This is a genomic window from Paenibacillus sp. AR247, from assembly GCF_002968895.1.
GTDB classification, from domain to species: Bacteria; Bacillota; Bacilli; order Paenibacillales; family Paenibacillaceae; genus Paenibacillus_AQ; species Paenibacillus_AQ favisporus.
On sequence record NZ_PCZT01000009.1, the window covers coordinates 1,493,728 to 1,505,275 of the forward strand.

The 11,548-nt window shown below is 53.0% G+C and carries 9 protein-coding genes; 5 read left to right on the forward strand and 4 right to left on the reverse strand.

Features of this window, described 5'->3' with window-relative positions; genetic code table 11:
- From CPT76_RS37445 to CPT76_RS15155, 5 genes are all read left to right on the forward strand, one after another.
- The coding region (locus CPT76_RS37445) for a GerAB/ArcD/ProY family transporter (RefSeq protein WP_105443476.1) at positions 1–737 on the forward strand (737 nt) is incomplete at its 5' end.
- Positions 727–2,214 (forward strand): spore germination protein, encoded by a 1,488-nt coding sequence (locus CPT76_RS15140; RefSeq protein ID WP_105443477.1) that lies wholly within the window; start codon positions 727–729, stop codon positions 2,212–2,214. The genes CPT76_RS37445 and CPT76_RS15140, both read left to right, overlap by 11 nt.
- Before the next feature lie 3 nt (positions 2,215–2,217).
- Positions 2,218–3,366, forward strand: a complete 1,149-nt coding sequence (locus tag CPT76_RS15145; protein WP_105443478.1) for a Ger(x)C family spore germination protein — start codon at positions 2,218–2,220, stop codon at positions 3,364–3,366.
- 168 nt (positions 3,367–3,534) lie between these two features.
- Positions 3,535–4,203 (forward strand): futalosine hydrolase, encoded by a 669-nt coding sequence (locus CPT76_RS15150; RefSeq protein ID WP_105443479.1) that lies wholly within the window; start codon positions 3,535–3,537, stop codon positions 4,201–4,203.
- Positions 4,200–5,036 (forward strand): 1,4-dihydroxy-6-naphtoate synthase, encoded by an 837-nt coding sequence (locus CPT76_RS15155; protein WP_105443480.1) that lies wholly within the window; start codon positions 4,200–4,202, stop codon positions 5,034–5,036. Before CPT76_RS15150 ends, CPT76_RS15155 begins: the two co-directional genes overlap by 4 nt.
- A gap of 186 nt (positions 5,037–5,222) precedes the next feature.
- Here CPT76_RS15155 and CPT76_RS15160 read toward each other — a convergent pair whose 3' ends face one another.
- From CPT76_RS15160 to CPT76_RS15175, 4 genes are all read right to left on the reverse strand, one after another.
- Positions 5,223–7,541 carry a glycoside hydrolase family 3 N-terminal domain-containing protein gene (locus CPT76_RS15160; protein WP_105443481.1) on the reverse strand — a complete coding sequence of 773 codons (2,319 nt, stop codon included), beginning with the start codon at positions 7,539–7,541 and terminating at the stop codon, positions 5,223–5,225.
- A gap of 29 nt (positions 7,542–7,570) precedes the next feature.
- Positions 7,571–9,163 carry a response regulator gene (locus CPT76_RS15165; protein WP_181152862.1) on the reverse strand — a complete coding sequence of 531 codons (1,593 nt, stop codon included), beginning with the start codon at positions 9,161–9,163 and terminating at the stop codon, positions 7,571–7,573.
- Positions 9,153–10,961 carry a cache domain-containing sensor histidine kinase gene (locus tag CPT76_RS15170; RefSeq protein WP_105443483.1) on the reverse strand — a complete coding sequence of 603 codons (1,809 nt, stop codon included), beginning with the start codon at positions 10,959–10,961 and terminating at the stop codon, positions 9,153–9,155. The genes CPT76_RS15165 and CPT76_RS15170 overlap by 11 nt, the downstream gene beginning before the upstream one ends.
- A gap of 30 nt (positions 10,962–10,991) precedes the next feature.
- A partial coding sequence (locus tag CPT76_RS15175; RefSeq protein WP_105443484.1) for a carbohydrate ABC transporter permease occupies positions 10,992–11,548 on the reverse strand: 557 nt, incomplete at its 5' end.

The window sequence follows — 11,548 nt, forward strand, 5'->3', positions numbered from 1 at the left end:
CCACCATTGTTCTGCTGCTTCTATGCCTATATGCGGCGATCAAGGGATTTAAGCCCATTGCCGTTTCCGCCGGCCTTCTCCTGCCGTTCGTCGTTCTTCTGGGATTTTTCATCATGACGGTCAATTTTCAATCCAAGGATTACAGCCAGCTGCTGCCTGTTCTGTCCAAAGGCTGGGCGCCGGTGTTTCACGGTTTGGCCAATTCATGTGCGGGATCCTTTGAAATCATCATGTACCTGTTCATCCAGCCCAAATTGGCGAAGCCTGCAAAGGCCTGGCAGTTATACGTACTTGCCTTGGCCCTGATCGGACTCACCATGGGGCCGCTGATTGGCGCCATCACGATCTTCGATCCATTTGAGGCGTCCAGGCAATTGTATCCGGCGTATGAAGAATGGCGCGTGGCCACGATCGGAAGATATATCGCTCAAACGGACTTTTTCTCCATATATCAATGGCTGTCGGGAGCCTTTATTCGGATTGCTCTCGCCCTGTATTTTATGGTGGATATTTGGAATATTAAACAAAAGATACCGCGAATTGTCGCATACGTTACGGCTGCCGGCCTGGTCCTGCTCATTTGCTTATTCGGGCCAAACGATATCAATTTTTTGAAATTTCTAAAAAATTTGTATTTCCCGTTTTCTGCCGCCTTTTTGGGAGCCTTGGCCCTCGTATTGTTTGTTTTGGCTCTCATATCATCCCGAAAGAAAGGACGAGAACACCATGAAATCTAGCACAGAGCAGCCTCATGCCAGACGGGAAGACATCGATATCCCGTTCCTTCAAAAGTATTACGAGCAATGCGGCGACGTCGTCCTTCATCCCTTTGTGGTGGGGGAAGGGAATCTGAAGCAGTCCATTCTCCTGATCTATTGTGAAGGAATGACGGATGTGGTGCAAATCAACCAGTTTGTCCTTCCAAGGCTGGAACAGATGTACAAAGAAACGGGATTCGTTAGCAAAGACGTCATCCAAGCTTATCAAACGCTGCCTCTACAGGAAATGAAAACCCAAAATATACTGTACGAGCTCGATACCCAGGTGTTTCAGGGAATGCTGATCTTGTACTTCCAGCATATGAACGCCTTCTACCAGTTGAATGTCAGCAGCACGCCATCCCGGTCCCCGGAGGAGTCTTCCACGGAATCTTCCATCAAGGGGCCCCAGGACGGATTTACCGAGAACTTGAGCATGAACCTCGCGCTTATTCGCAAACGTCTGCGGACCCAGTCGTTATGCGTGGAAAAATTCGTGCTCACCGAGCGGGGCCACACCCAAATCGCCCTGATGTACATCCGGGATATCATTAACCCGGAAATCGTCGATGAAATCAGGAAGAAGATTCAAAGTTATCAAGGGGATGCAATCATTGGCTCTACGCAAATCGAGGACCTCGTTCAGGGGTCGATCAAAAGCATGTTTCCATTGACCGATTATGTCGGCAGGCCGGATTATGTCGCATCCAGCCTTTTGGCCGGCCGCTTCGCGATTATGTTCGACGGATCGCCGATGGGAATCATCGCACCTATCACACTCTTCAACCTGATCAAATCGCCGGAAGACGCCAACATGCCCTTTCACATCGTCTCGGTGCAAAGGTTTTTGCGGATTTCGGGCCTCTTCATCGCTATGTTCCTGCCTGGATTTTACGTGGCGCTGACCACCTTCAACCTCGAGCAGGTTCCGACTCCACTGCTGGCAACCATTATGAATTCCAGAATCGGACTTCCGTTCTCGATTCCGATGGAATGCTTTTTGATACTGTTCCTGTTCCAGGTTTTTCATGAAGCGGGCACTCGCCTCCCAAAACCAGTCGGCCAGACCGTAGTAACAGTCGTCGGAGGACTCATTGTCGGCGATGCGGCGATCCGGGCAGGAATTACGTCGCCGACAATGGTGGTGTCGGTGGCCGTGACGATTATCGCCACCTTTACGCTGGTCAATCAAATTCTATCGGGAACGACGGCGATCATTAGGGTATACGTGCTTCTGCTATCTTCTTTCCTCGGCATGTTCGGATTTTTTATCGCGATGTTCTCCGTCCTGCTTCACCTGGCCACGCTGGAAAGCTACGGGGTTTCCTATCTCGCTCCCGCTTCCCCCTATATCGCCAGGGATTTCTGGGAAGGATTGTTACGAATGCCGGTCAAGCTGATCAAATACCGCCCTCGGGCACTGAGGACGCAGGACAATACCCGCAAGGGGGATTAACGGATGAAAGCCATCATCATTGTTCTGGTCTGCTCCCTGCTGTTGACCGGCTGCTGGGACCTGAAGGCGGTACAGGATATGAATATCGTAACGGCGCTCGGCATCGATTACGAGAAGGATCATTATGTCGTATATGTCAAGCTGACCGATTTCTCCGCCGTTGGTACCAGGGAAGGCAGCGGGGAATCCAAGCCTGCATCCACCTGGATCGGAATCGGAAAAGGTCCCACCGTGTTATTGGCCATCAACGATATTTACAGGTCCGCCCAGCATCATACGCTATGGACGCATGTTAAAGCGATCGTCATCACAAAATCCGCGCTAGGGAAGCTGGAAGATATTTTCGACAGCCTGCTGCGTTCCAGAGAGCTGAGGTATACATCCTGGGTGTACGGAACCGACAAACCGATCACGTCGATATTCATGGCTGATACGACGTTGAATCAGTCTCCCCTGCTGCTGGAAATGTTCGAGCCGAAGGAGAGCTATAAGCAGCGATCCGCGACGATGCCGATTCAGCTGCAAAAATTAGTCAACAGCATCCGGGAGCCCGCAACCAGTGTCCTGCTTCCCGTCCTGTCCGTAACGGACCGGAAATGGGTAGCCAACCAAAAGGATAAAACCCCCTCCATGATGGAGCTCACCGGCGTGTTCGTCATCAACAAAGGAACGAACGAAGGATCGGTCGCGGAGGAGGATATGATGGGCGCCAGACTGATCCGGTACAGCCACATGGTGAGATACCCGCTCAGCCTGCCCGAAAAGAATGGCCGGAACAACACGTTAAATTTGACGTCGCCAAATACGAAAATCTCGTTAAATCCGGATACGTCAGGGAGCATAAACTTAAATATCAACATTACGGTCAATGCCACTGTACTAGAGACGCACACCGGTAAAGGGTATGCCGCGACGGATCATGCGATGGAGCAGAAGGCCCAGGCGATCCTGAAAGAGGACATCCTGAAGGAGTTTAACGATGCAAAGAGCAAACATATCGACTTGTTCGGGTTCGAGGAATGGTTATACCGTCATCACTATGACCTTTGGAAACGAACCGTCTCCCGGGGGCCGGTTCTGTCTAAAATAAACGTTGATGATGTGAAGGTGAAAGTTCTCATTACGCATTCCAACACCTATACTATCGAATGAATGCATCATACCCCTGCGGCCAAAAAAGGCCCAGGGGTGTTCTTCGTTGTCAACACGCAGCGATCCGTCTTCATCCCCCCGCACTTTACACGCGGCTCCGATCAGGATAAGGTTATATATTGAAGCAGCATATACGGCCTGCAAACTATACGATAAGAAGGTACGCACATGAACTTACCAACAACCAATCACTCCCGGGTGCTGATCATGACGGCCGTCGAGGCCGAGCGGGAGGCGGTCCTTCGCGGACTCGGCAGCCCGGATTTTATCGACGTCGAGCTGGCCGGCGTCGGGCCTGCTTCCGCGGCGGCGCGAACGGCCCGCGTTCTGGCCGGCAAAGAATACGGCCTGGTCATCAGCGCCGGTATCGGCGGCGGGTTTACGGATCGGGCCGGTATCGGCTCGATCGTCATTGCCGATCAGCTGATCGCGGCTGATCTTGGCGCGGAGACGCCGGACGGCTTTCTCAGCGTGGACGAGCTTGGGTTCGGCTCTTCCCGCCTCGAGCCGGATCTTCCACTCGTCCGCCGCCTTGAGGAAGCCATGGCTTCCGCCGGACTGGCGGTTCGCAGCGGTGCCGTCTTGACGGTCTCGACCGGGACCGGCTCAGCCCAAACCGCCGCCGCGTTAAGGCAGCGGTACGAGGATGCCGCCGCGGAAGCGATGGAAGGCTTCGGCGTGGCCGAGGCCGCCCGGCTGTTCGGACTCCCCTGCCTGGAAATCCGTACGATCTCGAATGCCATCGGTCCCCGGGACCGCTCCGCCTGGCGGATGAAAGAAGCTTTCGAAGCACTTGAAGCAGCAAGCTCAATCTTAGTGGAGGTATTGAAACGATGAAAATTGCATTTTCCCCTTGCCCTAACGACACTTTTGTTTTCCATGCCGCGGCGCACGGCCTCATTCCAGGCGCGCCGGAGCTGGAAGTGACCTATGCGGATATTGATATTACGAATAACCTGGCATCGAACCCGGGCAGCGACCTGGACGTGCTTAAAATCTCTTATGCCGCCCTGCCATGGGTTCTGGACGAGTACGCCCTCATTCCTTGCGGCGGCGCTTTAGGCCGCGGCTGCGGCCCGCTGGTACTGACCAAAGGCGGCCAGGCCGACCCATCGGAACTCAGCGGACGCCGGGTTGCTGTTCCGAGCGAAAAATCGACGGCCTATCTGCTCTTCCGCCTGTGGGCCGCCCAGAACGTACCGGGCGGGATTGGCGAAATCGTGGTGATGCCGTTCGACCAAATCATGCCTGCCGTCCGCGACGGCTTGATTGACGCAGGACTGGTCATTCATGAGGCCAGATTCACGTATCCGTCCTACAGCTTATCCTTGATGACGGATCTTGGCAGCTGGTGGGAAAGCGATACCGGCCTGCCGATACCGCTCGGCGCGATCATTGCCAAGCGATCCCTCGACCTGGACGCGATCGAAGACTGGATCCGTCAATCCGTCGAATACGCCTGGGCCCATCCCGAAGCTTCCCGGGAATACGTGCTGAGCCATGCCCAGGAGCTGGATCCTGACGTTGCCCAGCAGCATATTGACCTGTATGTCAACGACTTTACGCGCAACCTCGGGGACGACGGATACGCCGCGATCACTTCGCTGCTGACCCGGGCGGCCGGCGAAGGCCTGGTTCCACCGATTGATCCGGAAGCGCTGCGCAAATAAGCGGATGATCGTATTCTAACAGTATTGCCGCTTAACTTCTGAAGGGAATCACCTTGCTTCTTAAGTGAACGAGCCTCCCTACACTCGGCTCACATAAGTATCACATCATACAGCATAAAAACCCGCCTCCTGGAAGGCGGGTTTTATCTATGTCAGGCATATTCGATGATAACGATCTGGCTTCATTTAAGGGACGATCAATAATTCCGTTCCGGCTGTATCCACGGAACTTCCTCCGACCATGATCCGCACCCGGCAGGACTGTGCGTTAAACAGCATGTCCTGATTCCAAAAAGCCAGCTCCTCATGACCAAGTTTGAAGACAACGCTCTGCTGTTCCCCTGACGCCAATTCGATCTTCCGAAATCCCTTGAGTTCGGCGATCCTCCGGCTAATTCCAGATTCCCGCACTTGAATATATAATTGGACCGTTTCAGCGCCGCTGCGTGGCCCGGCATTAACAATCCCGACTGTTACGCTTACGTGTTCTCCAGCTTCCAACTCGCTCACCTTGATCCGATCAGTGGAAAGGGAAACATTCCCGTATTCAAATGTCGTGTAGCTAAGCCCATAACCGAAAGGATATAGAGGAGAAGAAGGCATATCAACGTAATGACGCGGTCTCCCTGGATCCTTCTGATTATAGTATACGGGCAGCTGAGCCGCGGAACGGGGCATCGAAACCGGCAGTTTCCCGCTTGGATTCACCTTCCCGAACAGAATCTCCGCAATAGCCTGTCCCCCTTCCGTTCCAGGATACCACCCGCATAATATCGCATCGCAGTGCGCCTCAATCCCGGTTAGTGCATGAGGGCGGCCTTGAATCATGACGGCAACGATCGGTACGCCCGTGGCGGCGATACGCTCAACCAACTGTTCCTGAACACCACCAAGAGATAGACTGGCCAAATCTACGCCTTCGCCGCAGTCCATTTCGGAGGGACTTCCTTCTCCCACGATGGCTTCACCATTGCTGTCAAAGGCCCCGTTAAACTGACGGGCGCTGCTTCCACCGAGCACCAATACGGCCACATCCGCCTCCTGGGCGGCGGCGATAGCTTCCTTAAAGCCTGCTGTTGATCCGTCACGGATTCCACAGCCAAGCGCAAAGACCAATTCGGTCCCTTCCGGTGCGCACGTTCGAATGCCTTGTAGAACGGTCGTCCCTTTCCCTTCCCGCTGCACGCTCGTGTAATCACCCAATTGGTTGTACAAGCGATCGGCGTTTGGACCGATGACTGCGATTTTCCGCTTCTCCCCTTTCGGAATGTCCAGCGGCAGCAGCTGATTCGTATTTTTAAGCAGGACGATGGACTCCCGTGCCAGCTGAAGATTGGTTTCCCGCGCTGCCGGCGCGCCTACAGCCGAAATGGCCCGGGTCTCATCTGCATATGGGCGGTCAAACAGTCCGAGCCGGAACTTGAGGCGAAGCACCCGGCTTACTGCACGATCGATGGTTTGTTCGGAGGTCAACCCCTGGCTCACCGCCTTTTCCAGAGTGGAAAACGCAGTGTCCCATAAGCTCAGATCAACGCCTGCAGACAATGCGAGGGCGGCAGCGGACTCATGGCTCCCCGTCAGCGCTACAAGCCTGTCCACGGCGACGCCGTCGGCCATGACGATCCCTTCGAATCCCCATTCCTCCCGAAGGATGCCTGTTAACAGGGCATGGTTGGCATGACAGGGAATCCCGTCGATTTCATTATAGGCAGCCATAAAGCCGGCTGCTCCCGCCTTTGCACCAGCATTGGCGCCAGGCAGATGAATCTCTCTCAGCTCCCGTTCGCCGATCGCCGCAGGCCCGGCGTTCCGCCCGCCTTGCGCAGTCCCTTGGGCACAGAGATGCTTGAGCACAACAGCCACTTTGTCTGAACCCGCCAGCATTTCGGGCGTAGTGCCCTGCATTCCCCGTACGGCCGCTTCCGTAAACCGCGCAGCCAGATAAGGATCTTCACTGAAGCATTCTTCGGAACGCCCCCAGCGCGGGTCATGCAATATATCAAGAGCCGATACAAGTCCAATATGGGCTCCCCTGCTCCGGATCTCTGACGCGATGTATGAACTGGCGCGCTGCATCAGATCCGGATTCCAAGTGGCGCCTACGCCAAGGTTGACCGGAAACAGCGTTCCGTCCAACGCCTGGTGCCCATGAGGGCACTCCTCAGTCAGCAGTACGGGTATCCCGAGGCGCGTATTTTCGACGACATAACGCTGAACCTTGTTGGCGGCTTCCGCGCTTTTCTCTGTCGGGATTCCGTTCCCATAATGAACGCCGGACCAAGGATCGCTGCGGAACAATCCATACAGCGCACCCATTCCTCCGCCGCGGGCGACCTCCTCTTTAAAGGCATCGGTCAGCGTGATCTCTTCGCCTGTCCGGACATAAGCGTCCCATCCATACATCCGCTGATTCAGCTGCCCTACTTTTTCCTGCAGCGTCATCCGCTCGATCAAATCTTGGACCCTTTCCTCGATTGAATAACCAGGCTGTCTATATTTCTCCATCCTTAAGTCCCCTTCCGATATCTCCTTCACTACTCTCCCTCAGCCTTTTTACCGGCCATCAACCCGCGGTATTCCTTCGGAGTCATTCCCGTATACGTCTTGAAAACCGACACAAAATATTTATACTCCTTGTACCCCGCCTGGTCTGCAATTTCGAATACTTTATCATGGGTCGTCGCAAGGAGCTTCTTGGCATGGTTAATCCGTTTCTCGTTCATATATTCGGTGAAGCCCTTACCCGTACTCTGCTTAAATATATAACTGAAATGGCTTGGCGTGATTTTCAGCCAGGAGGCAACCTCCGAAGCCTTTAAATCCATCCTGAATTGATCATCCATGTACCTCTTCGCTTTCTCGATAATCCAGTAAGATTTATCAAGTCCGCTTACGTTGACTTGGTGCTGCAGTTCCAGCATCTCGTCCAGCACTAGCTTTTGAAGGGAATGATAAGAATTGTAAATGTTCAAGTCGGCAGCCGCCTTGAACCCGACATCCATATCCGGCATCCCGCTTCGGCGCAGCTGCTGGCGCAGCAGTACCCATAATTCTTCATAAATATGAAGGATATCCTCCAGTAAAAGTCCTGTTTCCCGGAATACGGTAAACATGTCGGCGATAAATGCACCCAGTTCTTCAGCATCTTGTTTAAAAAGCCTGCTGACCAGCTCCCGGACAGCCGTCACCGTGTCATAGTTTGGAATCACCCTCTGCATCTCCATGGCTTCCCGGTATTCAGGAATCAGCAGCTGCTGTCCTTCCAGAACATAATACGGCAGCAGGCTGACCGCTTCCATGCATGCGGACGCAGCAAGCTCAAGCGTATTGAAAGGTGCCGAGACGCCGAGGTAAACGGTACCTATTTCTTCAATGCATGCTGCTATCATTCCGCTTAGCAGTTCATCCCAGACCGGACGCTCCTGGGGGGTTTTCACCACGATCAGCGAAATCATCAGATTTTTGTTCTTCAGGACGGATACCGATTCCAGGCTATGATTGGCGTTAAACAGATGGTTAATCGCCTTACTCCATCGATTTTGGAGCGCTTCCAATTCATCTGACGCCGTTCCGCCAAACCGGGTATGATATTCGGCGATCTGCGAAGCCACAATACGATACTCCGTCCCCAGCAGGCAGGCGGGAACTTTGCCGGATGCAAAACCGCTTCTGACAAGGCCTGCAAACCAATGTCTCGCTTCCTGCAGTCCCATATGCTCCTGTCGGTCGACCCGGCTGACAACTCCCTTCACAACGGCTGTCAGTTCATCGACGTCCACCGGCTTAAGCAAGTAATCCGTCACACCAAGCCGCATTGCTTGGCGCGCGTAATCAAAATCCTCATAGCCGCTGACCAGAATCATGCACACCTCCGGAAAGAGGACCTTCAACCGCTCAGCAAGCTGAAGCCCATCCATGCCGTCCATGCGGATATCTGAGAGAACGAGATCTACGCCGCCGCATTCGGCGATTCGCTGCAGCGCCTCTCTGCCATCTTCCGCTTCTCCGACAACTTCGACGCCATAATCTGCCCAATCGATCGTATGATGAAGTCCTTCGCGGATCACGGCTTCATCATCGACGATGAGCATCCTGATTTTTCTGGACTGTTCCGGGTTAACCGTCATTTTCATCCACCGCCAGGCTAAGCTGTATGTCAGCATCGGGAATCCGCAGCCGCACCCAAGTCCCGTCCGTAGAAGTCTGAACGATTTGCAGCCCGAACCCTTCACCGAAATAGATCGAAAGTCTATCGTGTATGTTCATCATGGCGCCCTCCCTGTTGACGTCCGCCCCCGCATGTTCCAGCGCGGCCTGAACTTCTTCTTTACGCTCCGGCTCCATTCCCGACCCATTGTCAACCACATCGATCCAGATTTCGCCGGTGTTTTTGTAGCATTTCACATGTACGATATACCGCGGCTTATTTTTGTCTAAACCGTGTTTGATAAAGTTCTCCACCAAGGGCTGAATGGTCGCTTTCAGAATCGGCACCTGCTCGATCCCAGCCTCCATGAACAGCGCATACTGAAGCTTGTCACCAAGGCGATTCTGCTGCAAAAACAAATACGACCTCACGAACTCCATTTCTTTGTAGAGAGACGTCTCGTAGTTCCCGTTGTCGATGCTGCTGCGGAAAAACTTCGAGAGCATCTCAATCAACTGGCTCGATTTCGACGCTTTCTCCAGCCTAGCCGTCCAGCGGATCATATCAAGCGTATTATACAAAAAATGGGGGTCCATCTGGTTCTGCATAAGCTTTAGCTCCGATTCCCGCTGACGAAGCTCGAGCTTATATTTATGCTCAATCAATTCCTTAATCGTGACCACCATTTCATTGAATTTACGGTTAAGCTCGGCAATCTCGTCATGGGAATTGACCGGAACCCGAGCGTTATAATCGCCGTAGGTTACGCGGTTCGTCTCCTTTTTCAGCCGGAGAATCGGGCGGATAATCGTATAATGGAACCCGATGAGCGCCGTGAGTCCGAGAAGCTGTATTACGGCGATGATGAAGATCATCAATATTTTGACGCTCCGGAATTCCTGATTGACCTTCACTTCCGGAATCATCGAGATGATCGTCCAGTCCGTATTTTCGATCCGGTTATAAAGCGTCAGATACCGCTTGTCCTCTATTTTCGCCGTAATAAAGCCATTTTGGCTGATCTCAAGCTCATTCATCAGTGCATCGTCCGGCACATATGCCTTCGGCAAATGATGCTTCGATTCCATAATCATCTGCCCCTGATCCCCAACGATGAACACGCTCCCGCTGCCCTCCTCGAAAATCCCTTTTTCCAGAAGCTCCACGATGCTCGCCTCATCCAGACGAATGATCAAGCTGCCCAGAGGTTTAGTAATTTCGCTGTACGAATTAAGCAAACGAAACAAGGACAGCACGCGGACACGTCCGTTCCATCCGCTGTTCAGCTCATACCCTTCCGTCCAGACGATCCCTCCCTTCCGCTGCCTCGCCTGCTCCATCCACCGCGACTCGTCCCCGTAAAACGGTTCTCCCATCCCGATAAAACTTCCGTTCAGTCCCGAAATTTCAATCGAACGGATGTAGCTCTTCGACATCAGCTGGAACGTCAGAAAGTCTTCGATCTTCCGCTTGAGATCCGTCTTTTGATCGCTCGTGAGCGGAGGGCTGCTTCTTAAAAAAGTCCTCATATCCGGGCTGAGAATCAAATAATTGGCAATGTCCTTCACCATAGCGGTCTGTTCTTCAAGCTGATTCGTTACATTGTCCAAATTGCGTTTGGTCGAGTTAATAAAGCGCTCTTCCAGGATCTGATTAAATTTATGCTGAACGACGACGCCAACGCCGAGAGTCGGCAAAAGGACGAACAGCAAAAATATGACAAGCGCCTTCTTTTTCAAGCTGAAATTGCCTAGATGCCTTCTGAAGCTTGTCTTCATGCGATCTTCTCCTTCAGGCTGCCCTGCGCATCACCCTTTGACCGCCCCTGCCGTCATACCGCTTACCAGCTGCTTCTGCAGCAGCAGATAGAAGATAATAATCGGGATCAGGGCAATCGTAAGCGCGGCCATCTGCAGTGTCATACTGGCCGTTTCAATGCCGGCAAAGTTAGAAAGGCCGAGAGGCAACGTCTTTAGGGAACCCGAGGTAATGAGTACAAGGGCGAACAAATATTCATTCCAGTTATAAATGAAATTTAGTATCACGACCGTAGCCAGGGCTGGTCTTGTGATCGGAAGAAGGATCGACCAGAAAATACGATAAATTCCTGCACCGTCCATGACACCCGATTCTTCCAGATCCTTCGGGAATCCCCGCATGAAGCCTTCCAGGATAAACACGGTCAAGGAAAGATGGAACGCCGTATAGGGCAGAATCAATGCTAACCGCGTATCCAGCAAATGTACCTTTTGCATGATCAGGAAGATCGGAATGAGTGTCGCGTGAATAGGCACCAGCATGCCTAACAGAAACAACCCATACACGGTACCCCGCAGCTTAAACGTAAACCGCGACAAAAAATAGG

Bases quoted from the DNA above. Each gene is read 5' to 3' on its own strand.
- CPT76_RS15155 (WP_105443480.1), top strand. From the start codon at position 4,200: ATGAAAATTGCATTTTCCCCTTGCCCTAACGACACTTTTGTTTTCCAT.
- CPT76_RS15165 (WP_181152862.1), bottom strand. From the start codon at position 9,163: ATGACGGTTAACCCGGAACAGTCCAGAAAAATCAGGATGCTCATCGTC.
- CPT76_RS15150 (WP_105443479.1), top strand. From the start codon at position 3,535: ATGAACTTACCAACAACCAATCACTCCCGGGTGCTGATCATGACGGCC.
- CPT76_RS15140 (WP_105443477.1), top strand. From the start codon at position 727: ATGAAATCTAGCACAGAGCAGCCTCATGCCAGACGGGAAGACATCGAT.
- CPT76_RS15160 (WP_105443481.1), bottom strand. From the start codon at position 7,541: ATGGAGAAATATAGACAGCCTGGTTATTCAATCGAGGAAAGGGTCCAA.
- CPT76_RS15170 (WP_105443483.1), bottom strand. From the start codon at position 10,961: ATGAAGACAAGCTTCAGAAGGCATCTAGGCAATTTCAGCTTGAAAAAG.
- CPT76_RS15145 (WP_105443478.1), top strand. From the start codon at position 2,218: ATGAAAGCCATCATCATTGTTCTGGTCTGCTCCCTGCTGTTGACCGGC.